Source organism: Arthrobacter sp. AL05, assembly GCF_029960715.1.
Lineage (GTDB): Bacteria > Actinomycetota > Actinomycetes > Actinomycetales > Micrococcaceae > Arthrobacter.
In genome coordinates, this window is sequence record NZ_JASBRC010000001.1 from 280112 (window position 1) to 304394 (window position 24283).

Annotated in this window: 20 protein-coding genes; 11 read left to right on the top strand and 9 right to left on the bottom strand. The window is 66.0% G+C overall.

Annotation, left to right across the window (positions count from 1 at the left end):
• The first annotated feature begins 2 nt into the window (after nucleotides 1-2).
• The 8 genes from QK287_RS01355 to QK287_RS01390 all read left to right on the top strand — a co-directional run bounded on the left by QK287_RS01355 (nucleotide 3) and on the right by QK287_RS01390 (nucleotide 9162).
• Complete coding sequence (locus QK287_RS01355) at nucleotides 3-1355, top strand: acetyl-CoA carboxylase biotin carboxylase subunit (protein WP_226775393.1); 1353 nt, start codon at nucleotides 3-5, stop codon at nucleotides 1353-1355.
• Nucleotides 1352-2257: an allophanate hydrolase subunit 1 gene (locus tag QK287_RS01360; protein ID WP_226775392.1), complete on the top strand. Its 906-nt coding sequence runs from the start codon at nucleotides 1352-1354 to the stop codon at nucleotides 2255-2257. Before QK287_RS01355 ends, QK287_RS01360 begins: the two co-directional genes overlap by 4 nt.
• Nucleotides 2247-3233 carry a biotin-dependent carboxyltransferase family protein gene (locus tag QK287_RS01365; protein ID WP_226775391.1) on the top strand — a complete coding sequence of 329 codons (987 nt, stop codon included), beginning with the start codon at nucleotides 2247-2249 and terminating at the stop codon, nucleotides 3231-3233. The genes QK287_RS01360 and QK287_RS01365 overlap by 11 nt, the downstream gene beginning before the upstream one ends.
• Nucleotides 3234-3418: 185 nt before the next feature.
• Nucleotides 3419-4450, top strand: a complete 1032-nt coding sequence (locus QK287_RS01370; protein WP_226775390.1) for a DUF6454 family protein — start codon at nucleotides 3419-3421, stop codon at nucleotides 4448-4450.
• Nucleotides 4451-4485: 35 nt separating this feature from the next.
• A complete protein-coding gene (locus tag QK287_RS01375) occupies nucleotides 4486-6201 on the top strand; it encodes an alkaline phosphatase family protein (protein ID WP_282358799.1) in 1716 nt (571 codons plus the stop codon).
• 233 nt (nucleotides 6202-6434) lie between these two features.
• Nucleotides 6435-6779 carry a cupin domain-containing protein gene (locus QK287_RS01380; protein WP_226775388.1) on the top strand — a complete coding sequence of 115 codons (345 nt, stop codon included), beginning with the start codon at nucleotides 6435-6437 and terminating at the stop codon, nucleotides 6777-6779.
• A gap of 174 nt (nucleotides 6780-6953) precedes the next feature.
• Nucleotides 6954-8150, top strand: coding sequence for an FAD/NAD(P)-binding oxidoreductase (locus tag QK287_RS01385; protein ID WP_226775387.1), 1197 nt, complete (start codon nucleotides 6954-6956; stop codon nucleotides 8148-8150).
• A gap of 118 nt (nucleotides 8151-8268) precedes the next feature.
• Nucleotides 8269-9162: an alpha/beta hydrolase gene (locus QK287_RS01390; RefSeq protein ID WP_226775386.1), complete on the top strand. Its 894-nt coding sequence runs from the start codon at nucleotides 8269-8271 to the stop codon at nucleotides 9160-9162.
• A gap of 18 nt (nucleotides 9163-9180) precedes the next feature.
• Here the strand turns inward: QK287_RS01390 and QK287_RS01395 are convergent, their stop codons facing one another.
• From QK287_RS01395 to QK287_RS01415, 5 genes are all read right to left on the bottom strand, one after another.
• Nucleotides 9181-9669, bottom strand: a complete 489-nt coding sequence (locus QK287_RS01395; protein WP_309485694.1) for a GNAT family N-acetyltransferase — start codon at nucleotides 9667-9669, stop codon at nucleotides 9181-9183.
• Nucleotides 9670-9721: 52 nt separating this feature from the next.
• Nucleotides 9722-11176, bottom strand: a complete 1455-nt coding sequence (locus tag QK287_RS01400) for an MFS transporter (protein ID WP_226775385.1) — start codon at nucleotides 11174-11176, stop codon at nucleotides 9722-9724.
• Nucleotides 11177-11293: 117 nt separating this feature from the next.
• On the bottom strand, nucleotides 11294-12616 hold the full coding sequence (locus tag QK287_RS01405) for an MFS transporter (RefSeq protein ID WP_226775384.1): 1323 nt from the start codon (nucleotides 12614-12616) through the stop codon (nucleotides 11294-11296).
• Entirely contained in the window at nucleotides 12613-13857 is a 1245-nt protein-coding gene (gene argE / locus QK287_RS01410; RefSeq protein WP_282358803.1) for an acetylornithine deacetylase, read from the bottom strand. The genes QK287_RS01405 and argE overlap by 4 nt, the downstream gene beginning before the upstream one ends.
• A gap of 190 nt (nucleotides 13858-14047) precedes the next feature.
• Nucleotides 14048-14662: an XRE family transcriptional regulator gene (locus QK287_RS01415; protein ID WP_226775382.1), complete on the bottom strand. Its 615-nt coding sequence runs from the start codon at nucleotides 14660-14662 to the stop codon at nucleotides 14048-14050.
• 272 nt (nucleotides 14663-14934) lie between these two features.
• Between QK287_RS01415 and QK287_RS01420 the strand changes: the two genes are divergently transcribed.
• From QK287_RS01420 to QK287_RS01430, 3 genes are read left to right on the top strand one after another with little or no spacing between them, the layout of a single operon-like run.
• On the top strand, nucleotides 14935-15711 hold the full coding sequence (locus QK287_RS01420; RefSeq protein WP_282358806.1) for an electron transfer flavoprotein subunit beta/FixA family protein: 777 nt from the start codon (nucleotides 14935-14937) through the stop codon (nucleotides 15709-15711).
• A gap of 11 nt (nucleotides 15712-15722) precedes the next feature.
• A complete protein-coding gene (locus tag QK287_RS01425) occupies nucleotides 15723-16706 on the top strand; it encodes an electron transfer flavoprotein subunit alpha/FixB family protein (RefSeq protein WP_282358808.1) in 984 nt (327 codons plus the stop codon).
• Nucleotides 16703-18472: a cytochrome b/b6 domain-containing protein gene (locus QK287_RS01430; protein WP_282358809.1), complete on the top strand. Its 1770-nt coding sequence runs from the start codon at nucleotides 16703-16705 to the stop codon at nucleotides 18470-18472. The genes QK287_RS01425 and QK287_RS01430 overlap by 4 nt, the downstream gene beginning before the upstream one ends.
• Here QK287_RS01430 and QK287_RS01435 read toward each other — a convergent pair.
• The 4 genes from QK287_RS01435 to QK287_RS01450 form a co-directional block, all read right to left on the bottom strand.
• Nucleotides 18469-19860 carry an HNH endonuclease signature motif containing protein gene (locus QK287_RS01435; protein WP_282358810.1) on the bottom strand — a complete coding sequence of 464 codons (1392 nt, stop codon included), beginning with the start codon at nucleotides 19858-19860 and terminating at the stop codon, nucleotides 18469-18471. The genes QK287_RS01430 and QK287_RS01435 overlap by 4 nt on opposite strands.
• A 122-nt stretch (nucleotides 19861-19982) precedes the next feature.
• Nucleotides 19983-20642 carry a dihydrofolate reductase family protein gene (locus QK287_RS01440; RefSeq protein WP_282358811.1) on the bottom strand — a complete coding sequence of 220 codons (660 nt, stop codon included), beginning with the start codon at nucleotides 20640-20642 and terminating at the stop codon, nucleotides 19983-19985.
• 124 nt (nucleotides 20643-20766) lie between these two features.
• Nucleotides 20767-22770: a VWA domain-containing protein gene (locus QK287_RS01445; RefSeq protein WP_282358812.1), complete on the bottom strand. Its 2004-nt coding sequence runs from the start codon at nucleotides 22768-22770 to the stop codon at nucleotides 20767-20769.
• A gap of 30 nt (nucleotides 22771-22800) precedes the next feature.
• Entirely contained in the window at nucleotides 22801-24189 is a 1389-nt protein-coding gene (locus tag QK287_RS01450; protein ID WP_282358813.1) for a sigma 54-interacting transcriptional regulator, read from the bottom strand.
• Between the last annotated feature and the right edge of the window lie 94 nt (nucleotides 24190-24283).

The following is a 24283-nucleotide window of genomic DNA, read 5'->3' on the forward strand; positions in this document are numbered from 1 at the left end:
CCATGAGGAAACTGCTGATCGCCAACCGCGGCGAGATCGCGGTGCGGATTGCCCGAACCGCCCGTGCAATGGAAATCGAGACGGTCCTGGCTGCCAGCGAAGCCGACGTCGAGTCCCTGGCTGCCCGGACCGCCGACCACGTGATTGTGGTGGGTCCGGCTCCTGCCCCCGCCAGCTACCTGAACCAGGATGCCATCATCGCTGCGGCGCTGGAGACCGGCTGCCATGCTGTCCACCCTGGCTACGGGTTCCTCTCCGAGAACGCGGTATTCGCCCGGAAGGTCGCAGCTGCTGGCCTGATCTGGGTGGGGCCGGATGCCGACGCGATCGAAATGATGGGCAACAAGTCCTTGGCGAGGGAATCCGCCCGCAAAGCCGGCGTCCCGGTCCTCCAGGGGTCGGACGGACCCCTGGAGCCGAATGCCGACGCCGTAGAGGTCGCCCGCAGGGTCGGCTATCCGCTCGTCGTCAAAGCCTCCGCCGGCGGCGGCGGCCGGGGCATCCGCTTTGTGCACAGCGAAGATGAGCTCCTGGACACCATCGAGATCGCGCGCGGCGAAGCGGCCTCCGTATTCGGGGACCCGACAGTCTATCTGGAACGTTTTGTGCAGCACGCCCGGCACGTAGAAGTACAGATCCTCGGCGACGGAATGCGTTTCATCCATCTCGGGGACCGGGACTGCTCCATGCAGCGGCGTTCGCAGAAGGTCATTGAAGAGGCTCCGGCGCCGGACCTCCCGGACACTGTCCGGGAAAGAATCCGGGAATCCTCCGTGGAGCTCGCCCGCGATTGCCGCTACAGCGGCGCCGGAACAGTCGAGTTCCTCTACGACCCGGTCAATCATGAAGCTGCGTTCATCGAAATGAACACCAGAATTCAGGTTGAGCACCCGATCACCGAGCAAATCACGGGCGTCGATCTGATCCGCGAACAACTGCTGATCGCATTCACCGGTGAGATGTCCTTGCGGCAGGAGGACATCACGTTTGCCGGCCACGCCATCGAGTGCCGCATTAACGCCGAGGACCCGGAGAACAACTTCTTCCCCAGCCCCGGCCTCATCACCGCCTTGGACTGGGCCGCAGGCGGCGGCATCAGGGTGGACACCGGCGTCGAGGCCGGATCCACGGTCAGCCCTTACTACGACTCGATGCTTGCCAAGCTGATAGTCCATGCGGAAAGCCGCGACTCCGCCATTGAGGCCATGCTGGCTGCGCTGGACCAGACCGTGATCGAAGGGGTCAAAACCACGATCCCGGTGCACAAGCTGTTGCTGGCCAGGCCCGAATTCGCCGCGGTCAGCCACCACTCGAAGTTCATAGAAACCGTTGCCGATCTAATGGAGGCGCCATGAATAGCCCCGCACCTGCAGTACCGGAGGCTCGCTACACCTGGGGCGGGGACGAATTCCTGTTCGTTGAAGTTTCGGAGTCCATGAGCCTGGCCGCCAATTTCAAGGTGATGTCCATTGCCGCGAAGCTTTCAGCCATGGAATTGCCGGGCATCGTGGATGTCTGTCCTGCCAACGCTTCGCTGCTGGTGCGGTTCGATCCTGACGTCCTGCCGCCGTCGACCTTGGAAAAGACCGTCCGGACTATTGAAGGGGACCTGTCCCATCAGGAGGATCGGGCCCTGGAAACCCGGATCGTCGAAGTCCCGGTCTGGTACGACGATCCCTTCACCGCAGAGGTGGCCGGGCGGTTCCGCGAAGGCTTCCATCAGGAGCCGGACGGCACGGACATCGACTACGCAGCAAAGGTCAACAACCTCAAGGACGCCGCCGAATTCATCCAGCGCCATCATGAGCAGCCGTGGCTTGTCACCATGGTTGGATTCGTCGCCGGCTTGCCGTTCCTGTTCCAGCTAGTTGAGCAGGACAAGCAGCTGGAAGTGCCAAAGTATCTGAGTCCCCGCACCGATACGCCCAAGCTGACGGTGGGCCACGGCGGCTGCTTCGGCTGCATCTACTCCGTGCGGGGTGCCGGGGGCTACCAGATGTTCGGGGTAGCCGCCGCGCCGATTTTCGATCCGGCCCAGGCACTGGCTGACTTCAAGGACTTTATGGTCTTCTTCCGGCCGGGCGACATCGTGAAGTTCAAGCCGGTCACGGAAGCCGAATACAACACCATCCAGGCCGAGATCTCGGCGGGGACCTTCCGCTACCGGCAGGCGCCCGTGACATTCGATGTGTCCAAGGCGCTGGCCCATCCCGAAGCGTACAACCAGGAACTTATGGGGGCCCTCAATGGCATTTGATATCAAGAACCCCGGGCTTGCCACCACGGTCCAGGACCAGGGCCGCACCGGCCACTACAACGTGGGCATCCCGCAGAGCGGATCCATGGACCAGTACTCTGCCGAACTTGGCAATGCCCTGGTAGGCAACACCGCCCGGGAAGCAGTCCTGGAATGCACGTATCTGGGCCCGGTGCTGACCACCGGCGAGGACGCCGTCGTCGCCATCACCGGGGCTCCAGTGGAGGTGAAAGTCAACGGCGAAGCCCGCCCCCAGTGGACGCGGCTGCGGCTGGGCGCCGGAGATGAGCTGAGCTTTGGGGTTATCCGCGGCGGGACGCGCTACTACATCGCTGTCCAGGGCGGCGTCGACGTTCCCGAGGTGCTCGGCAGCCGGTCCACCTACAGCCTGGGCGCGATCGGCGGCTTCCATGGCCGCAAGCTGGAGGCCGGCGACCAGGTTCCGGTCGGAATTCCGCTGAACGGCGGTGTTGTACCCAACGGCGACACGATTCCGGAAGAATTCCGTCCAGGGTTCGCAAAAGAACAGGACGTCAGGATAGTCCTTGGCCTGTACGACCACCGCCTCACCGCCGAAGGACTGGACAATCTCCTGAACGGCGAGTGGAAAGTGACCCCGGTGGCTGACCGGATGGGCTTGCGGTACTCCGGCCCCGGCGTGAAATGGATAGAGCGCGAGCAGCCTTTTGGGGCCGGTTCCGATCCGTCCAACATTGTGGACGCCGGCTACGCCGTCGGCTCCATCCAGATTCCCGGCGGTACCCAGCCGATCATCCTGCATCGCGATGCTGTCTCCGGCGGCGGCTACGCCATGGTGGGAACCGTCATCAGCGCCGACATGGATCTGGTTGCCCGTGCCGCTCCCGGGACCTCCACCCGATTCGTTGCCGTCAGCCAGGACGAGGCGCTGGTGGCGCGCAAGGAACTCGCTGAACGCAAACAGGAGGCGCGGGCAGCCCTCGGCTCCAGCCGCTGATGCACGGCACAAAAGCAGGAACCGGAAGGACTCCCGGTTCCTGCTTTTGTGTTTCCGGCTGCTGTACGGCCCGGATACTGGCCAATCGTCGATCCCTGCCGTTCACCGCCACTCCACAATGGGTTCATTACCACTGAGTACGTTGGCCGGGTCCTGTTGAGATCCACCCTTTGAAAGGCTCCCCCATGAGCACGACTCGCACCCGAGGCATCCTCACGGCAGCCGCAGCCATCGTCCTGACAGCGGCCGCAATCGGCGGCACTGCGGCCGCCCAGGCCGCCCAGGCCGCCGGCAACAACGATCAGCACGGCGGGGGCGACGCCGGCAGCCACCACGTAACTGACACGGCACTGTCCGAGGCGTTCAGCGGCGTCGACCGTGCCACAGCCTGGCAGCAGACCGGCAAGCTGAAGTTGGACTTTCCCACGTACCACACCGAAGGAATCGCCTTCAGTGAGGACCACATTTTCCTCTCGGCTGTCCAGATCCTGGAACCGACCACCAAGCTGCCCGCCACACAGGACGGTTTTGACCGTACGCCCGGCAAGGGCGTCGGCCACCTGTTTGTGATGGACAACGCCGGGAACCTCCAGAAGGACATCATCCTTGGCGAGGGCGACATGTACCACCCCGGCGGCATCGACTTCGACGGCACCAACGTCTGGGTGCCGGTTGCCCAGTACCGGCCCAACAGCAGCGCCATCGTCTACCGGGTGGACGCGAGCAGCCTCGAGGTGCACAAGCAATTCGAGGTCAAGGACCACTTTGGCGGCATCGTGATGGACAAGCAGACGGGCCACCTCGTCGGCAACACCTGGGGGTCGCGACGCTTCGCCGAATGGGACCTGCACGGCCGGCAGCTCGCTAGCTGGCAGAACCCGAACTACTTCATCGACTACCAGGACTGCCAGTACGTGCCGAACTCAAAAATGCTCTGCGGCGGGATCACCAACCTCCCCCAGGCCACGCAGTCCGGCGGAGCCGGCGCAAGCTACGAACTCGGCGGAATGGCGATGATCGACCTCAAATCCCGCAGTGTACTCCGCGACGTCCCCTTCCAGCAGTGGTCCACCGCCGGTCACGCGGCGACGCGCAACCCGTTCAAAATGACCGCCGACGGCGACCACCTCACCATGAGGGTGGCTCCCGACAACGGCGATGAGGGCAACGGCACCGAAATCCTCAGCTACGAGGCCACCGTTACCGCAACCGAGTAAGCCCCTTGCACCTCCTATAAATGAATGGACACCCTATGCCTCATCCAGCACGCTCCACCCGAAAACGCCTCGCCGCCGTCACCGGCGCCGCGGCTCTGGCCGCGTCGACGCTGGCAGCCGGCCTGATCGGCGTCGGCGCCGCCCCGGCCTCGGCCGGAGATAAGCACGCTGAAACCGCGACCCCGATCAAACATGTGGTGGTGATTTTTCAGGAAAACGTCTCCTTCGACCACTATTTCGCCACCTACCCGGAGGCCGCGAATATTCCCGGCGAAACCCAACAGGGCACCGGCACCCCGGCGGCCACCTTCACTGCCGCCAAGAGCACGCCCAAGAAAATCGACACCCTGGCCACCGCGGGCCTGCTAGCCCCGAACAACCCCAATACTGCCCAGCCGGCCCGCCTCTCGCCCATGCAGGCCGTCACCTGCGACCAGGACCACAACTATGGCGCCGAGCAAAAGGCATACAACGGCGGCTTGATGGACAAGTTTGTTGAGTTCACCAGCCGGGACGCCTGCGGCACCAACCAGTACGGCCGCAGCGGGCTGACAATGGACTACTACGACGGAAACACCGTCACCGGCATCTGGAACTACGCCCAGAACTACGCCATGAGCGACAACCACTTCAGCACCGTCTTCGGACCGTCCACTCCGGGTGCGCTGAACCTGGTCTCCGGCCAGACCCACGGAGCCACCGAATACACGGCGGCCGGCCAGCCCGTTAAACCGGCGGCCAGCGACTACACCGTCCGCCGGCCGGACGCGAAGGGCGTCGGCACCATCATCAACGACCCGGACCCGGTCTACGACGACTGCTCCAACAACAGCCACGCCAAAACCAACAACCTGGCCGGCCTAGACGGCAAGAACATCGGCGACCTACTTAACTCCAACGGCACGTCCTGGGGCTGGTTCCAGGGCGGCTTCGCGCCCACCACCCCGGCGTTCGGGAGCACACCTGCATCGTGCCTGTCCAGCCACACCAACGCCGCGGGCGCCGACGTCGTGGACTACTCCCCGCACCACCAGCCGTTCCAGTACTACGCTTCCACCGCCAACCCGCACCACGTCGCCCCGGCGTCGGACGCGGAAATTGGCCACAACGGCCAGGCCAACCACCAGTACGACCTCACGGCGTTCAACACGGTGGTCAACACCGACAACATGCCCGCCGTGTCCTTCCTAAAGGCGGGCATGTACCAGGACGGCCACGCCGCCTACTCCGACCCCATCGACGAGCAGAACTTCATTACCAGCACCGTCAACCAGATCCAGAATTCCAAGAACTGGGAGGATACGGCCGTGGTGCTCGCCTACGACGACTCGGACGGCTGGTACGACCATGTCGCCGCCAAGGTGAAGAACTCCTCCAACACTGAAGACGACGCCGCCTGGTGCACGGACGCCGCCGCCAGCGGAGTTCCGCTGGCGGGCGGCTACGCTGACCGCTGCGGACCCGGCCCACGCCAGCCGCTCGTGATCATCTCCCCCTACGCAAAGAAGAAGTTCGTAGACCACACCGAGACCGATCAAACCTCGATCCTGCGCTTCATCGAGGACAACTGGCAGACCGGACGGATCGGTGACGCTTCCGCCGACTCCGCGGCCGGCTCGCTGAACGAGATGTTCAACTTCCACAAGCAGCGCACCGGCAAGGTCCTGCTCGACGAAAACACCGGCGCCGTCGCCTCCATCACAAAAAGGAACGACGATGACGAAAAGCACGGCAGGGACGACGAGAGGTAGGCACCCTCGCGCAGTCCCTGCGCGTCCTCAACACAGCACCCCCAGGAACCGCCTCCGGCCACGCGCCGGAGGCGGTTCCTTTTCCTTGGCAGGCGGTCTTGATGCAGGAACCGTTTTCGGAGTAGACCAGCTAATACAGCCAACAGTCCGTCGCCCGGGCCGAGAGGTCCTTGCCGTAGCCGTGCAGACTCCGGGTGCCGGCGGGCGCAACAGCAAGGACAGAGGAGAGCACCATGAGCGAAGAGCAGGCGGCACCGAAGACAAAAGGTGTTGCGGCGCAGCTGCTGGGAACGGTTGACCTGGGGCCCGAGATCGAAGGCATGGCAGGACGCCTGCTCCGGATGCGGATGGTGACCATCGAGCCGGGAGGCGTCTTCGGCCCTGTGCATGACCATAAAGACCGGCCCGGCATGGTCTACATCCTGCAAGGAACCATCACCGACCATCGCAATGGAGCGGCCACGGACTATGGCCCGGGAATGGGTTGGCCCGAGGACGGGAACACCATTCACTGGCTGGAGAACAGGGGGGCCGCTCCGGCGGTGGAGATCTCGGTCGATATCGTCAGGCAGGCGTAGGCGCCCGCAGCGGCCCCGGATCAGGCCGGGAGGATCTTCCGGTTCACGCCTCTGGTGAAGCTATGCAAAAATACCCCCCAGGGTATAGAGTGGTTGGCATCACAGTGTGTAGCAACACGAAGAGAACGGCGTCCGCGCTGAAGCGACGCCCGGTTCGAGAGAGGCGTCTTATCCATGACTATGCATCACGAGATCCTGATCGTCGGAGGCGGCAATGCGGGACTGAGTGTCGCCGCCCGGCTCCGCCATGCTGGCCGGACTGATATCGGCCTGATTGAGCCGAGCGAGCACCACTACTATCAGCCGTTATGGACCCTGGTGGGAGGCGGTTCGGCCAGCCAGACGGAGTCGGTCCGTCCACAGGCAACCGTAATGCCGCAGGGAGTTGCGTGGATCAAGGACGCCGCGACGGATATTGACCCTGAGCGGCGAAGCGTCGCACTGGCGTCCGGCGGATCCGTCACCTATGACTATCTGGTGGTCTGTCCCGGCATCCAGTTGGACTGGGACAAGATTCCGGGCATGGCCCAGGCCCTGGAGTCGCCGACCGTCTCCAGCAACTACCGCTTCGACTTGGCACCAAAGACCTGGGACATGATCAGGAACCTGAAGTCCGGAACGGCCGTTTTCACCCAGCCCTCAGGGCCGATCAAATGCGCCGGCGCGCCGCAGAAGATCGCGTACCTGGCCGCCGATTACTGGCAAAAGCAGGGGGTGCTGGACAAGATCCGGGTCGTGATGGTTCTGCCGACGCCGGGTATGTTCGGGGTCAAGGTGTTCGCCGATGAGCTTGAGCGGGTGGTGGCCAAGTACGGCATCGAAGTCCGCTTCAACAGCGAGATGACCTCTGTGGACCCGGCCGCTGGCGTGGCAGTGATTACTGACAATGCGGCAGGCTCCCAGGAATCCTTGCACTACGACCTGCTCCACGTTGTGCCGCCGCAGTCTGCGCCGGACTGGCTCAAGCGCACCCCGCTGGCGGACCCGGCCAACCCCGCCGGCTACGTGGACGTTGACAAGCACACCATGCAGCACAAGCGGTACCCGGAAGTTTTTGCCCTGGGCGACGCGGGGTCTACACCGAACTCGAAGACCGGCGCTGCGATCCGCAAGCAGGCCCCGGTGCTGGTGAAGAACCTGCTGGCTGCCATTGAAGGGCAAGCCCCGGCCGCCCAGTACGGAGGGTACTCCTCCTGCCCGCTGACCACGGCGCGGGGGAAAATGCTGCTGGCGGAGTTTGATTACACTTTGCAGCCCGCCCCCAGCATTCCGTTCATCGACACCACGAAGGAACGCAGCGACATGTGGCTGCTGAAGCGCTACGGGCTTCCGTTTATGTACTGGAACCTGATCCTCAAGGGGCGCATATAACTCCACGGGCAGCAGGAGAACTCCGGCGGGGCAGGGGCTCCGCCCCGATCCCATCGGCGGGCAGGCGCGCCCACGGCAGGTTCCGGGGGCAACGCCCCGCCGGGGCCAGAATGGCACCATGAGCTTTTTATCCTCCGGCCGCGTTCAGACGCCCGTCCTGGACATCGGATACGAGTCCGCGGGCGACCCGGGCGGGACCCCGGTCATCCTTCTGCACGGATTCCCGTATGACGTTAGGGCCTTCGACGACGTCGCTCCGGTCCTCGCCGGCCAGGGCGCGTATGTGCTCGCGCCCTACCTCCGCGGGTTCGGTCCGACCCGGTTCCTCGACCCCACGACCATCCGCTCGGGCCAACAGGCCGCCCTCGGCCAGGATCTCATCGACTTTATGGATGCCCTCAGCATCGGCCAGGCCGTCGTGGCAGGCTACGACTGGGGCGGCAGGGCGGCCTGCGTCGTGGCGGCCCTGGAGCCCGGACGGGTTTCCGGCCTCGTCTCCGTGGGCGGCTACAACATGCACAACCTTGCCCGGTCCGGCGAGCCTGCCCTCCCGGAATGGGAGCGAAGCTACTGGTATCAGTACTATTTCCACTCGGAGCGGGGGCGCCGCGGGCTGGAACTAAACCGCGAGGAATTGTGCGGGCTGTTGTGGCGTACCTGGTCGCCCGGCTGGGATGGTGCGCGGCAGGCCTTCACCGCGAGCGCCCCGAGCCTGCACAACCCCGACTTCGTCGACGTTGTCATCCACTCCTACCGCCACCGCTACGGGCTGGTCGACGGCGACCCCCGGTACCAAGGGCTTGAGGAGCTGATCGCCCGGGAGCCGCAGATCAGCGTTCCAACGGTAATACTCGAAAGCGGGGACGACGGAGTCGGCGGCCCCGCGGCGGCAGCCGGCAGGGGGCACTTCACCGGCCCTTACCGCCACCGGGTCCTTCCGGGCATTGGGCACAACGTGCCGCAGGAGGACCCGGACGCGTTTGCGCAGGCGGTACTGAGCCTGGTCGGCTAAGAGACTCGAAGCGGGCCCTCAGAGCATAAGTTTGAAACCGAGGTGCGACGCTTCGAAGCCAAGCCGCTGATAGAACCGGTGCGCCGCGACCCGGGAGCCGTCGGACGTGAGTTGGACCAGTCTTGCGCCTCGCCGGCGGCCTTCGTTGACAGCCCAGCTGATCATGGCGCCCCCGAGTCCGTTGCTCCGCAGGTCCGCCCGGACCCGCACCGCCTCAATCTGCAGTCGAGTCGCCCCACCACGGGCGAGTCCGGGGATGAATGTCAGCTGCATCGTCCCAACTACCTCCCGATCAGTCGTCACGACGGCGACCAGCAGTTGCGCAGGATCGGCGTCAATGGCTTGAAAGGCGCGATCGTACGGCCCCCGGGCCTCGGCCGCTACCGAGTCGGTGGAGGCCCTGAGCTGGTCGTCCGCCAGGAGCCGCAAAATCGGGCCGACGTCGGAGGGTTCGGCTTTCCGGATCGTAAAGGGTCCACCGGGCAGGTCCAGTGCGGCGAGCATCATGGGCCCAGTATTTCAGCCCCCTGTGACCAGCTGGGACAACCGATGCCGCCGGCTAGTTTTCGATTGCCTCGGCGCGGCGGTGCTGCCCGGCTGAACCTGCGTTGTGGCTGGTGGCCGGCATGGCGATGACGGCGATCACCGTGAGCACTGCCCCGACCAGCACCGAGAGGAACACTGCCCCGGAGGCCGAGACGATGGTGTGCGGATCCGTGCTGCCGCCCGGGGTGCCGGAGTAGATCGCGTTGGCAACCGCCCCGAAGACTGCCACTCCGATGGCGCTGCCGATCGAGCGGGCGAAGAGATTGGTGCCGGTGACTACCCCGCGCTCGTTCCATTCGACGCTTGACTGGGCGGCAATGAGGCTTGGGGTCGCGACCAGCCCAAGACCGAGCCCGACGATGAAACAACTTATGGCGACTAAAAGAATGCTGGGTGTGGAGGCGGTCAGGGCAAGCACCGCTGCGCCGATGACCGTGACCGCGACGCCGATCATGGCGGTCCGCCGGAACCCGATCCGAAGATAGACCCGGCCCGACTGGGAGGCACTGATCGGCCAGCCAATCGTGAGCGCCGCCAGCGCCAAGCCGGCCAGGATCGGGGAGGTGGAGAGGGCACCTTCGAGGAACGTCGGCACGTAGGAGGTGAGGCCCAGCATGATGGCTCCGACGCCAAAGGAGATCATCGCCGTCGTCGCCAGCAGACGCCGCGATACCACCCACGGCGGCAGGACCGGTTCCGCTGCCCGCCGCTCAACGAGGATAAACGCTGCGAACAAGACTGCGCCGGCGGCAAAAACGGCGATGCTGATCGCGGAGTTCCAGGCCCACGCCTGGCCGCCCTCGAGGGCGCCGAGGATGATCAGGCTGAGCGAGACTGTCAGCAACCCCGCCCCCAAGTAGTCAACGCGGTGCTTCACCCGCTCGATGTCCTCGTGGAAGGACCGGATCAGCATCCACCCGGCCAGGAGGCACAGCGGGATGTTCACCAGGAAGATCCCCCGCCAGATGCCCAGCGAGGAAAACACGCCCCCGAGCGTTGGACCCACGACTGAGGAGACAGCCCAGACGCTGGCCAGGTAGCCCTGCACCTTGGCCCGTTCGGTCAGTGTGTAGATATCGCCGGCGATGGTGATGGCCATCGGCTGGACCGCCCCGGCGCCCAGTCCCTGCAGCACACGGAACGCAATGAGGGCCGGCATGCTCCAGGCGAGCCCGCACAGGATCGAACCGAGCAGGAACAACCCGATCCCGATCAGGATGATCGGTTTGCGGCCCACGATGTCGGAGAGCTTTGCATAGACGGGAACCGAGACGGCTTGGGCCAACAGGTAGGCGGAAAAGAGCCACGGAAAGGACGTGAATCCGCCAACGTCATGCACAATCGAGGGAACGGCGGTCGCGACGATCGTCGAGTCGATCGCCACCAGGCCGGTCGAAAGCATCAGGGCTATCAGGATGGGCCCGCGTTTGGAGCGGAAGCCGACTCCCTCGGCAAGTGTTGTTTTCACGTGATCGTCTCTTCCCGTCCGCGCCGAAGCGCGTTGCAGCCGGAACCGGTTCCGGCTCCGATTCCATAACTGCACCTTGGCGCGAAATAGTCCCGGCCAGGCCCGGGCAGGTAGTGCTCAGGCCTGGCGGTAGACCTTCCGCGCAATGGTCAGGCTCACGGCGGCGAGGACCGCAATGCTCACCAGGTAGAACCCGGGCACCAGCAGGGAACCGGTGGTGCCGATCAGCCAGGTCAGGATAAAGGGCGCGAATCCGCCGAAGACTGTGACGCCGATGTTGTAGCCGAGGGAAAGCCCTGTGGAGCGGATGCGGGCCGGGAACATCGAAGACATAATGGCCGGCAGCGGTGCAAAGTAGCTGGTGGCCAATACCGAGAGCACCAGTTCCACCACGACCATGGTGGGCAGGGCCGGCGCGGCGATGAGGAGCATAAACGCCGGGATGCCGACGACGATTGTGCCGGCAGCAGCCCAGGTCATCACCCGGGCCGGGCCCACTTTGTCCGCCAGCATGCCGATGAACGGCGAACCCAGGCTCATCACCACACCGAAGATCAGGGTGGAGAGGAAGGCCACGGATTTCGGCATCCCCAGGTTCACGATCGCGTAGGTGGGCATAAAGAGGGCAATGTAGACGCCCACGGATCCCAGCGATACAACACCCACGATCGCCCAGAGCCGGCCGCCGTTGCCGATGAACGTCTCCCGCAGCGGCGAAGTGGACTTTTCGGTGGCGAGAAACTCCGGGGTTTCCTCCATCTTGGACCGGATGTACCAGCCCACGGGTCCGATGGCCAGCGCGAAGATGAACGGCAGCCGCCAGCCCCAGGACTCGAGCGATTGGGTGCTGAGGTAGGAGTTGAGTACAAAACCGAAGATTCCGGCCAGCAGGATGCCGGCGCCTTGGGTGGCCACCTGCCAGCTGCCGTAGAACGCCTTCCGGTTCGGCGCGTACTCGATGAGGTAGGCCGTGGCCGTGCCGAATTCCCCGCCGGTGGCGAAGCCCTGGAGCAGCCGGGCGACCAGCACCAGGATGCTGGCGGTGACCCCGATGGCGGCGGCCGTGGGTGCCACGACAATCAGTAAGGTGCCAACAAACATCACCAGGATGGACACCAGCATGCCGGCCTTGCGTCCGGCCTTGTCGGCGTAACGGCCGATGATGATGCCGCCCAGCGGGCGCATGATGAAGGACACCCCGAACGAGGCGAAGGTCAACAGCAGTGATGCGGCTTCATTGCTGGTGGGGAAGAACAACTTGGAGATTGTGACGGCGAACGTGCCGTACACAATCAGGTCAAACCACTCCAGTCCGTTGCCGATCGAGGCGGCGACGACGGCTTTTCGGGCATTTTTTTGTTCCAGCGCCTGGGTGGCCGGCGGGCGCTGGCCGGTAGCCTGGTCACCGGAACCGAGGCTGGGGGCAGTTTGATGGCTCATGGCTGGGCAGTCCGTTCGGTTGGGGAGAGGTGGGCGGAGAGTGCCTGCAGAAAGCTCTCGCACGCGGCGATCTGGGAAAGCTCGATGTATTCGTTGGCCGTGTGGCCTTGGTCCATGTTGCCGGGACCGCAGACCACTGTGTCGATGCCGGCCCGCTGGAAAAGTCCCGCCTCGGTGGCGTAGACCACGGTCTCTTCGACGGCGTGTCCGCTGAGCTGCTGGGCCAGTTCCAGGGCGGCGCGCGGGCCTTCCGGGCTGAGCCCCGGGACCGTACCCCGTGGCTCCATCCGGATGTCTGCGGCCGGGTCCTCCTGTTGGATTTCGGCCCGCAGCTGCGCCAGGTGCTCCTCGATACGGGAGATCACCGTCGCCGGGTCCTCACCCGGAATGGTCCGGAACTCAAAGTCGAAGTCGCAGTGTTCAGCAACGGTGTTCACTGCCGCACCGCCGCTGACCAGGCCCACGTTGGCGGTGGTGTAGGGGACCACAAAGGTGTCATCAAACGGGCCGGACAGCCGGTGTTCGTCGGCGAGCGACCTGATAAAGGCAATGGACCTGGCCGCGTATTCGATGGCGTTGACACCGGTGGGGGTCATGGAGGAATGGGCGGCGATGCCCCTGACGCTGACGCGGAAGAGCTGGCTGCTCTTGTGCGCCGAGACGGGACGCATGCTGGTCGGCTCGCCGACGAAGGCAATCCGGGGATGGATCCCGCGTGCAGCGAGCTCGGTCAGCAGGATGACTGCGCCGTGGCAGCCGACCTCTTCGTCGTAGGTCCAGGCGAAGTGCAGCGGTTCGGACAGTTCGCGGGACAGGAACTCGGGAAGCAAACCCAGGATGGCGCCGCTGAAGGCCTTCATGTCGGTGGTGCCGCGGCCGTAGAGCCGATCCTCGCGAATCTCGGGGGTGAAAGGATCGCTGTGCCAGTCCTGGCCGTCCACGGGTACGACGTCGGTGTGGCCGGCGAGCATAACACCGCCGGTGACGGCGCCGTCCCGGGCCGGGATCGTGGCGAAGAGGTTGGCTTTGGTGCCGTCGGGGCTGGGAACGATGACCGGGGTGATCCCGTGGGCGGTGAGCTCGTCCGCTATGCAGTGGATCAAGGCAAGGTTGGAATTGCGGCTGGTGGTGTCGAAGGAGACCAGCTTCGCCGCCCAGGCCAGACCCGCGGCGCTGGGGGCGGCGGCAGTTGGATCGTCGGTGCTGGGTACTGCTGTTGCCGGTGTGGTGGCGGACGTCATGTGCTGGTTCCTCGCAGTGTTTGACGGCTGGGTGCGGTGGGCGGCAGCAGCTGGTTATGCCTGCGGGCCTATTCCGCTCTCTTCCCCAGTATTTGACCGACTCACCACTCATGTCAACACTTTGAACACGATTTGTTCATTAAATTGAACGCAGCGCATCTCCCGCAGGTCCGCCGTCGGCCGTGGTCCGTTAGAAGGAGGGCGGCGTCATGGCGCCGATCAGCGCCGCGTCTTCCGAGGTGGAGTTGCGGTACCAGTGCGGCAGCGCGGAGTCGTAGGTCAGCGAATCGCCTTCCTCCAGGTCATACCCCACGCCGTTGACGCAGACGTGGAGCCGGCCCTGCACCATGGTCACGCATTCTTCGCCGGCGTGTTTGAAAGGAGCATCCTCGTTGTCCCAGCCCGGGGCGATCTGGGCCCGCAGCATCCCCAGCTGGCCGCTCATGTGCGGTGTCAGGAGTTCGTAGATGAGGTTGTCCTCGGCAACTTCGAGCCGCCGCCGGTCCTCGCGCCGCACAAGCGCCCCGCCTTGGTCTTTGCTGTCAAAGAAGCGTCCCACCGGTACTTTCAGGGCCTGGGAGAGTTTGATCAGCGTGGTCAGCGACGGGTTTCCCTGGCCACGCTCGATCTGGCTCAGCAGGCCGGGGCTGAGGCTGGCCGCCGCCGCAAGGCTGCCGATGCTGTACCCAGCCTCCCGCCGTAGCTGCAGGACCAAAGCGCCGACGGCGGTCATCGCGCGCTCGGCCTGATCCTCGACCGGGGGATATTCCAGTCCTGCCCCGGGGCCAACGCCGTGATTCTCCATCCCACGATCGTCCGCCATAGTGAAGATATCGTCAAGATAATGAAGTGGGCGCGCCAGCCGAGGACACGCAGCAGCAACGGGACGGTGGCGGATGGTGGCGGGTTCGCCGTCGAGGGCAGCGGTCAAAAGGCGCGGCAAAAGGCGCGGCAAAAGTGGGTCCTCCATATTCGCGACACGCGCCCAGTCAACCAAGCAGCGCGCCACTTTCGTAGACTCAGTGGAGACTCGACATGTTTCCGCTAGGGACGTGCCCGCCACAGGAAGAGCCATCAATGAAGATTGTCGTCCTCGTCAAGGAGGTTCCCGACACGTACGGGGACCGAAAACTGAACCATGAAACAGGCCTCGCCGACAGGGAAGCCAGCGAGGCGGTCATCGATGAGATCGGTGAGCGGGCGCTGGAGCTGGCGCTGGCGTACGCCGACGCGAACGCGGGCACCAACGTCGCAGTCCTCTCCCTCGCTCCCGGGAATGCGACGGCAACCATACGCAAGGGGCTTGCGATGGGCGCGGGGAGCGCCACCCATGTCTCGGACGAGGCGCTCCGGGGTGCTGATCTTGGCCTGACCGCCGAAACCCTCGCCGCAGCGCTCCGCCGCATCGAGTTTGACCTGGTGATCACCGGGAACGTCTCCACCGATGGATCCGGGGGCATGATTCCCGCGATGCTTGCGGAATTGCTGGACGTGCCCCACGCCACCGGGCTCAGCTCCGTACAGATCCGCGACGGAGAGGTGTCCGGCTCCAGGGCCGTTGAATCCGGAGTGCAGCAGGTATCAGCGACCCTGCCCGCGGTGATTTCCATTACCGAGGCGCTTCCCGGGGCACGCTTCCCCAACTTCAAGGGAATTATGGCCGCGAAGAAGAAGCCCTTCGAGACGCTCACCCTCGCGGACCTCAGGATCACCGCCGACAGCCCGGACGCGGCGCGTTCGATTATGCTGACCATCGCCGAGAAGCCCCCGCGCGCGGCCGGCGTCAAGATCATCGACGAGGGTGATGCCGGCGAAAAGCTCGCTGACTTCCTGATCGAAAACCGACTGGCGTAAGGAGTAACGACATGACTGAATTCCCTCGTGACGCAATCCTCGTCGTTGTGGAAACCCGGGCTTCCGGTGAACTTGAGAAGGCTGCAGCCGGACTCTTCGGCGCTGCCGCCGCGGCTGGCACGCCGGTTGCCCTGGTACTTGCCGCACCCGGGGCCGGGAGCGCCGCCGCCGCGGAGGCTGCGGCCCTCGGCGCCGCGCGCGTACTGATCGCCGAGACCCCGGATGCTTCCGCGCTCGGCGTTCCGGGCGTTGACGCGTTGGCGGCCGCTGTGGAGCAGGTGCAGCCGGACGCGATCCTGATTTCGCACTCACTGAACGGGCGCGATCTCGCCGGCCGGTTCGCGGCGCGTTCGCGTGCGGCGGTTTCCGTCGATGCGATCGGCGTCGCACGTGATGAGGAGGGCGTCGTGGCTCACCACTCCGTCTACGGTGGCGCCTACAACGTAACCTCAACGTCCACGTTTGGGCCGCCGGTGATCACGGTTCGCCAGGGCTCCATCGAGGCCCGCGCCACGGCTCAGCCGGAAGCGGCGGAGAACCTGGCAGTGGCGCCCTCCGGGAAGCCGGCCGCGCGGATCGATTCCTTCGAAGAGGTTGTGGCGGCCACCTCGCGGCCGGAGCTGCGCGGGGCCGCGAAGGTTGTTGCGGGCGGCCGCGGCCTCGGGTCCGAGGAACAGTTCGCCCTCGTCGGACAGCTCGCCGACACACTCGGTGCTGCCATTGGCGCTTCGCGTGCCGCGGTGGATGCAGGCTTCATCCCGCAATCGCACCAGGTGGGCCAGACCGGGGTTTCCGTGTCATCGCAGCTGTATATCGCGCTTGGCATTTCCGGCGCGATCCAGCACCGGGCCGGCATGCAGACCGCGAAGACGATCGTCGCCATCAACAAGGATGCAGACGCACCCATCTTCGAGATCGCCGACTTTGGTGTGGTGGGCGATCTTTTTAAGGTTGTACCCCAGCTGATCAGCGCCCTTGAGGCTCGGAAGAAGTGACGGCAACCCAGTCCCGGCCGCTGCGGCGGGGCCTGCCGCGCGTGCCGGGTGGTGACCCCTGGCCCGCAGCAGGCCAGGCACCCGCACCCATCGTTATGGAACGAGCGGAGGGGGCCACCGCTCCCGCCGCTGCCCATCCAACGGAGCCGGCAGCTCCGGATCCGGCCGCTCCGGAGCCGGCAGCTCCGGTTCCGGCCGCTCCGGTTCCGGCAGTGAACGCCGACGCCGGGACGCGGCAGCTTCGCCGCGGTCTGCCCCGGGTGCCCGGCGGCGAGCCTTGGCCGCCCGCGGCCCTGGGCTCGGTGCCGGCGTCGGCTATGTCCGGGGCGCCCGCCGCGGGCGAAGCTGCAGCGCCAGCGCTGGACTCTGATTCTGCTGAGCCGGCTGCGCTGGTGGCACCTGCGACGGCGGCAGCGACCCCTGCGCAAGCAATCCCGGCGGCGACGCTACCCGCAGCTACCTTGGCGACCGCACCGGCCACGACGACGACGGCGGCAGCGACCCCGCTGCGTCGTGGGCTTCCCCGTGTCCCCGGCGGGGAGCCGTGGCCGCTGGCTGGACTTGCTCCCTCGGCCGCCGTTGCACCTACAGTTCAGGCAGCTCCCGGGCACATTGTCCAGGCTCCTGCGCGGGCTACCAGCGTGGAGCACGCCGTAGCCGAGGCCGAACCGCCGGTGGCGGCGGCGAGCGCACAAGAGGCCCCCGTGGTCCCGGCGACCACCGTCGCGAGCGTACCCGCCGTCCCGGCATCAGCACCGGCGTCGGCGTCGTCGTCGGGACCCGTACCGACAGCGACAGCGACAGCGGCGGCGACAGCACCGTCCGTTGCCGCGCAAAAGCCCGTCCGGCCAAAAGCCGAGGCGCGGCTCTACGGTGCCCGGACCCTGGGTCAGTGGATAAAGCTGGTGGTAATCCTCGCAGCCGGCGCGGTGGCCGCTGCCGGCATTTTGGTGCTCGCCGCGCGCGGTGTGACCACGCTGCCCGGTGTGCCGGCGTTCCTCGACCGATACCCGGGCGAATACAGCCTGCCCGAGACGGCGGAGCCTGGCTTTCCGTGGTGGGCGCAGTGGTCACACTTCCTGAATATCTTCCTGATCGCGCTCATCATCCGCTCCGGTTACCAGGTGCGCACCCAGCAGAAACCGCCGGCGTTCTGGACGCCGAAACGCGGTGGCAAGAAAATTAGCATAAACCTGTGGCTGCACCAGTCGCTCGACATTTTGTGGCTGGTCAACGGACTCGTCTTTGTGGTGCTGCTGTTTGCCTCCGGCCACTGGATGCGGATCCTCCCGACCAGCTGGGAGGTGTTCCCGAACGCGCTCTCCGCGCTCCTGCAGTACATAACACTCGACTGGCCCGTGGAGAATGGCTGGGTGAACTACAACAGCCTGCAGCAGCTGATGTACTTCATTGTCGTCTTCGTCGCGGCCCCGCTCGCGGCGATCACTGGCGTACGCATGAGCGAATTCTGGCCGAAGAACACAAAGACGTTGAACAGGGCCTACCCGATCGAGCTTGCGCGCGCGGTCCATTTCCCGACGATGCTGTTTTTCGTGGCGTTTATACTCGTCCATGTGTTCCTGGTGTTCGCTACCGGTGCGCTGCGCAACCTCAACCACATGTTCGGCGGCACCGACGCGGTGAACTGGGCAGGCTTCTGGCTCTTCGCCGCCGCCATCGCCGTCACCGCCGCCGGGTGGTACGCCGCCCGCCCGATCGTGCTCGCGCCGTTGGCGAGGCTGTTCGGCAAGGTGAGCAGCCGCTAGTATCGACCCGCGGCTGGCCAGGGAGCCGGTTCCCAGTCCTGTTGTTCGCTGGGGTAGGAGCGTCCCGAGGGCGAGATCCAGCGCGGCGGCTGGTCCCTGGTCGCACCATCAGGCCGCCAGGGCGTGAGGTGTTTGAGGCGGTGGTGCTTTCGGCAGGGCTGGCCAAGGTTTGCGACGCCGGTGCCGCCTCCCTCCGACCACGCCAAGAGATGGTCCGCCTCGTTGTCCAGGGAAGGGTTGCTGCAGCCGGGAAAAGGGCACCGGCCATCCCGGAGCCGGAGCCATTGGCGCATCGCCTTCGGAACCCGGTAGCTGGTGCGTCCGATTTCCAGCGGCGCTCCGCTGGAAGGATCGGTCAGCACCCGCAGGAACGATCCGGCACCATCGCCGACCAACCGGCGGGCCATACTCCCCGGAATGGGACCGTACCCATCCAAGAGAGCCGGTTCCTCCCCTGCGCCAATCAGCGTCAACACCGGAACGGTGACCAGGACCTGAGCCGCGGGTGATGGGGTTCCATCCGCCACTCCAGCCAGCAGCCACGTGGCGGCGACGTCGACCCGCAACTGGGTTAAGGTCCGGGATTCGGACGGACCCTGCAGGGCACGGGCCGCCTCCGTGGCACGTGCCCAGACCCCCGCCGCAGCGTCCGCCGGCAGGTAGGCTGAGAGCCACGCCATGCCGTCCCGGTCCGGGGCATATTCCAGCCGCCGGTCCTGCATGCTTCTGCGGTGGCGCACCTCCATGTTCACCGGATGGTGCCGTTCACGCCAACTGCGCGCCTTGGCCCGAAACCTGCCTGGCACCAGCTCTCCCGCCGGGCAGCCGCGCGCTGCAAAGGGAGCCTCCGGGTCCAGGAAATGAGCCTCCAGGGCGGCGGCCGCGGCGGGCTCCAGCCCGGACGTCTCATCACACATCACCCGTGCGTGCTGCCACGAAATGTTCCCCGACAGCAGCGCCGACAGCGTCAGCGGCAACCCTGTTGTAAGCGTGGCGGACTCCGCGAGGAGTGCCGCGGCCGACCTCTCACTCACTGTCAGCACGCAGGCAACTTCAGCCGTCACCGCCATCTGCCGGGCGATGCGTTGCTGCGGGGACACGGCCGGCGCCGTCATGGCCACCCCCGCGGCGGCGTAGCCGGCGGCGAAATGTACCTTCAGCGCGGCCAACCGGGCTTCCATACGGCCCACCTCAGCAAGACCATCCAGACACGCATCCGCCTGATCCCGAATCGGGTCAGCACCCAGCGCACCCACAATCGTGCCTGCGGTCGCGCTTTCGGTTACGGTCCCGCGGCCGGCGCAAACACCCCCACAGACATGAACAGACAGAGCGGCAACGGCGGCCGCCATGGCCGCCACCGTCTCCAGCACTGCTTCGCCTTCCATGCCCACAGCATCTCAGGAGGCACTGACAATTTAGCCGCCGGCCCGATCGTGCTCGCCCCGATCGCGAAGCCGTCCGGACAGGTGAGCGGCCGGGAGCCCGCGGGGCCCGTTCCGACGTCGGCCTACCGGGCCGTACGTCGAGTGAAGACCAGATGGAGGACACCGAGGGGGGACGGTGTCGCTTCGATGTCAAAGCGTTCTTCGAGTCCTTCGAGTCCGTCCCAGAGCCGTTCGCCCCGACCGAGGACGATCGGCACCAGGACAATGTGCATGTGGTCGATCAGATCGGCCTCGAGGAACTGCCGAACCGTACTGACACCGCCACCGATCCGAACATCGAGGTCGCCGGCCAGGGCCCGAGCCTGCTGGAGCGCGGAGACGGGGTCGGCGTCCACGAAATGGAAGGTTGTTCCGCCTTCCATCTCGAGTACCGGCCGAGGATGGTGTGTCAGCACAACAACAGGAGTGTGGAAGACCGGGCTTTCGCCCCACCAGCCCTTCCATTCCGCGTCCTCCCAGGGACCGCGCTGCGGGCCGAACTTGTTCCGTCCCATGATCTCCACGCCAACCCCGGGCCCCCACTGGCTGGCGAATGAGTCGTCGATCCCGCGGGATCCCGGCGACTCCCCGTGGATACCCATTTCGCGGAAGGTGCGCGTTTCGAACGCCCACTCCACTAGCCGTGTGCCTGCGTGACCGAACGGGGCGTCGAGTTGCTGGCCCTCGCCGGTGCCGAAGCCGTCGAGGGAGATCGAGAAGTTATGCACGCGGACGAGGGACATGTCATCTCCTGGAGTGGTTGTGGTTCGCAGTCACTGTATGGTCATCGATCCCACCGACTCCAGACCAACGCTGAAAGAACCGTACCCCCGTCGAGCAAAAACTGAACTCGCGCGGGCCGGCCGCCTAACTTGCCCAATCGGAGTCGCCGTAGGGGCGGCCACGGAAGTGTGCGCGGAGGTATTCACCCACTACTGCCGCTCCCAGATCGTCGGTTTCCGGCGCCACCACACGCGCATCGATGCGGCGGGCCATCTGCTGGACGAAGCGTTCCAGGCCCGGGTCATCGCCAAGCCGGAAGAACGTGGACTGCGCACCGGCTCGGCCCACCTTGTCCAGTTCCTCGACCGTGCGGCGGATGGTCTGCGGGTGCGGCGGCCAGGAGAAGACCGATTCGCCGTCGGGCAGCAGGTGGGCGGTGGGTTCGCCGTCGGTCACCACCAGCAGGACCGGCTGCATGGACGGGTGCCGGCGGAAGAAACGGCCGGCCAACAGCAGGCCGTGGTGCAGGTTGGTGCCTTGCTCGCGCACGGCCGGCAGGGAGGTGAGCTCGCCAATGTCCATCGACTGCGCGTAGCGGCCGAACGTGATCAGCTGCAGCCGGTCGCCGCGGAACTTGGTGGAGACCAGGTGGTGCAGGGCCAGCGCGGTGCGTTTCATCGGCACCCAGCGTCCCTCGGCGGCCATGGAGTAGGAAACGTCGACCAGCAGGACGACGGCGGCCTGCGTGCGCGCTTCGGTCTCCGTCACCTCAATGTCGTCCACCGCCAGCCGGAGGCCGTGGCTGGTATCGCCGCCGTCGGCGATGGTCCGGCGGATCGCGTTGGTGATGGTCCGGGTGACGTCCCAGGGTGCGGCGTCGCCGAACTCCCACGGCCGGCTGGAGCCGGTGGGCTCCCCCGCTGCCCCGGACTCCCGGGTTTCCCGGCTGCCCTGCCGGCCGGAGAGTTGCTTGGCGGCGTCGCGCAGCAGCGACCTGCCCAGCCGGCGCATGGCCTGGGGTGAGAGCTGCAGTTTCCCGTCCTCGTCACGCTTGAGGTAGCCGCCGTCGTGCATGGCCTTTTCAATCGCGGCGAGCGTGCGGGCGGTGACCGCTGCGTCGTCGCCGAGCTGTCGAGCCAGGGCGCCCAGGTCCAGGTCATCCATATGCGCACTGTCATAATCCTGGGAAAGTTGCTCGGCGAGGTCGTCCAGTTCGGCAAGGTCCTGGAGCGCGCCGGTGCCATCGCCCAGGCCCATCCCTTCCTGGCCCTCGAATTGTTCGGAGCCATTCCAGTCCTCGCCGGGGCGCAGGGCCTGGAGGGTCTGGTCCAGTTGGCCCAGCTGTGCCATCAGCTCCGGTGAGCCGAATGCTTGGGCGGAGAGCCGCATCAGCTCTTCGCGCTGTTCCGGGGACATGGACTGCATCATCCGCTGGGCGGCGGCCGCCCGCTTGGCCAGCGCGTCCACCAGCTCCTGAACCGACTGCGGGTTCTCCGGGAAGTGCTGGCCGTGGCGGGCCATGAAGCCCTGGAAGTCCTGCTCGGTGTCCACGCCGCGGCGGTGCTTGTCCAGGAGCTCGTTGAGGTCGCGCAGCATCTCGCTGATGGCGGCCCTGTCCTCCTCGGTGGCGCTTTCCAACGCCTGCTTCATGCCGGCGAACCGCTGGTCCAGGACTTCGCGGCCCAGCAGGTCCTTGATCCGTTCGTACGTTTCCTTGGCGGTGCTGGACTGCCAGTCGTAGGAGGACAGCTCCTGGACGGCGGCTGCCGTGGACTTGGGCAGGTTCTGCAGCTGCATTTCGCGGAACGCGCGGTCGGCGTTGTCCATCATCGCGTCGCGGGCCAGCTGTTTGCGCTCCTCCAGGACGGCGGCGTCCAGCAACTTTTTGACCTCGTTGAGGGTGCCGTCCAGGTTGTGCTTGCCCAGCAGGTCCTTGCGGCGCTGCTGGATGCGGCCGGCAAGATCGTCCAGGCCCTGTTGGTTCCGGCCGCCGCGCCGGAGGAACTCCTGCAGCGCGCGCCGGGGCGAGTAGCCGGCCATCACGTCGTCGGCGACGGCATCCAGCGCCTCCGCCAGGTCCACCGGGGGCGCCAGCGGGTCGGGTCCGCCGGCGTAGCGGCCGTACCTGGACCGGTTGTGAAGGCTCATGGCGCTTCCTGTCCTCTGCCTTGGAACTACCTAGCCGTAAATGGTGGCCTCGTCGTCGGACTCCTTGGAAATCCGGCGGCTGAGGTAGAGCCCTTCGAGTGCCAGTTCGACGGCGGCGGCGCGCTGGCCGTCGTTGTCAGCGCCCAGGCGTTCGCCGATCTCCTCGTAGAGGCCGGAGCCGTTGAGCGAGGGGAGGTTGGCCAGGAATTCCTTCGCGGTGACCAGCTCGCCGGTGGTCACCGTGGCGTGCCCGTCCAACGCGGTGACCAGCGGTCCCAGGTCCAGGCCGTGGAAATGCTCCCGCACGGCCTCCATGGTGGCGGTGCGCAGGAGGTGGTCCAGGATGTCCTGTTCGCGGCCCTCCTCGCCGGACTCGAACTCGATTTTTCCGGTCAGGACTTCCACGGCGGCGTCCAGGTCGATGATTCGGGCGACGGCTTCGTCCTCGCCGCGGACGCTGGCCCGGCGCAGGGCTGCGGCGGCCACCGTTTCGGCGCCGGCAATGGCGAACCGGGCGGACACACCGGAGGTCTGGTTAATGGCCGGGGACTGGCGCAGGGCCCGGGTGTAGCGGGCCAGGATTTCCAGTATGACGGCCGGTACGTTGGCCACCAGGTGGCCCTCCTGAGCGATGACGGACACTTCGTCGTCGAGCTCGATCGGGTAGTGCGTGCGGATTTCGGCGCCGAAGCGGTCCTTTAGGGGCGTGATGATCCGGCCGCGGTTGGTGTAGTCCTCCGGGTTGGCGGAGGCCACCACCAGGACGTCCAGGGGCAGCCGCAGCACGTAGCCGCGGATCTGTATGTCTCGTTCCTCCATCACGTTGAGCATGGAGACCTGGATGCGCTCGGCGAGGTCCGGGAGTTCATTGATGGCCACGATCCCGCGGTTGGAGCGCGGGATCAGGCCGTAGTGGATGGTTTCCGGGTCGCCCAGCCGGCGGCCCTCTGCCACGCGCATGGGGTCGACGTCGCCGATCAGGTCCGCGACGGAGGTGTCCGGCGTCGCGAGTTTTTCCACATAGCGTTCCGAGCGGTGGCGCCAGGCCACGCGCAGCCTGTCCCCCTCCGTGAGCGCCAAGGCACGCGAATGCGCGGTGATGGGCTCGAAGGGGTGTTCGTTCAGTTCCGAGTCCTCGATCACCGGCGACCACTCGTCCAGCAGCCCGGCCAGGGTGCGCAGCAGGCGGGTCTTGCCCTGCCCGCGCTCGCCGAGGAGGACAATGTCATGGCCGGCGAGCAGGGCCCGCTCCAACTGCGGCAGCACGGTCCGGCCGAAGCCGAAGATGCCGGGCCACGGATCACGTCCCGCCGACAGCGCGGCGAGGAGGTTGTCGCGGATTTCCCGGCGCAGGTCCTTCTGGACGTGGCCGGAGGCTCGCAGTTCACCAACTGTGAAGATTTCAGGGCGTTCAGTCACCCCTCCACCGTAGACCTCGCCTCGGGACCATGGCACCCCCTACCGCTCCGCAGTTTCCCCTTCCCTCGCAAGCTCGGGCGGGGACCCCTCCCGC

Coding starts and splice junctions, on each gene's coding strand:
- QK287_RS01440 (WP_282358811.1), bottom strand. CDS start 20,642: ATGTCCCTCGTCCGCGTGCATAACTTCTCGATCTCCCTCGACGGCTTC.
- QK287_RS01370 (WP_226775390.1), top strand. CDS start 3,419: ATGAGCACGACTCGCACCCGAGGCATCCTCACGGCAGCCGCAGCCATC.
- QK287_RS01445 (WP_282358812.1), bottom strand. CDS start 22,770: ATGAGCCTTCACAACCGGTCCAGGTACGGCCGCTACGCCGGCGGACCC.
- QK287_RS01420 (WP_282358806.1), top strand. CDS start 14,935: ATGAAGATTGTCGTCCTCGTCAAGGAGGTTCCCGACACGTACGGGGAC.
- QK287_RS01375 (WP_282358799.1), top strand. CDS start 4,486: ATGCCTCATCCAGCACGCTCCACCCGAAAACGCCTCGCCGCCGTCACC.
- QK287_RS01395 (WP_309485694.1), bottom strand. CDS start 9,669: ATGATGCTCGCCGCACTGGACCTGCCCGGTGGACCCTTTACGATCCGG.
- QK287_RS01425 (WP_282358808.1), top strand. CDS start 15,723: ATGACTGAATTCCCTCGTGACGCAATCCTCGTCGTTGTGGAAACCCGG.
- QK287_RS01380 (WP_226775388.1), top strand. CDS start 6,435: ATGAGCGAAGAGCAGGCGGCACCGAAGACAAAAGGTGTTGCGGCGCAG.
- QK287_RS01405 (WP_226775384.1), bottom strand. CDS start 12,616: ATGAGCCATCAAACTGCCCCCAGCCTCGGTTCCGGTGACCAGGCTACC.
- QK287_RS01415 (WP_226775382.1), bottom strand. CDS start 14,662: ATGGAGAATCACGGCGTTGGCCCCGGGGCAGGACTGGAATATCCCCCG.
- QK287_RS01355 (WP_226775393.1), top strand. CDS start 3: ATGAGGAAACTGCTGATCGCCAACCGCGGCGAGATCGCGGTGCGGATT.
- QK287_RS01435 (WP_282358810.1), bottom strand. CDS start 19,860: ATGGAAGGCGAAGCAGTGCTGGAGACGGTGGCGGCCATGGCGGCCGCC.
- argE (WP_282358803.1), bottom strand. CDS start 13,857: ATGACGTCCGCCACCACACCGGCAACAGCAGTACCCAGCACCGACGAT.
- QK287_RS01390 (WP_226775386.1), top strand. CDS start 8,269: ATGAGCTTTTTATCCTCCGGCCGCGTTCAGACGCCCGTCCTGGACATC.
- QK287_RS01365 (WP_226775391.1), top strand. CDS start 2,247: ATGGCATTTGATATCAAGAACCCCGGGCTTGCCACCACGGTCCAGGAC.
- QK287_RS01360 (WP_226775392.1), top strand. CDS start 1,352: ATGAATAGCCCCGCACCTGCAGTACCGGAGGCTCGCTACACCTGGGGC.
- QK287_RS01385 (WP_226775387.1), top strand. CDS start 6,954: ATGACTATGCATCACGAGATCCTGATCGTCGGAGGCGGCAATGCGGGA.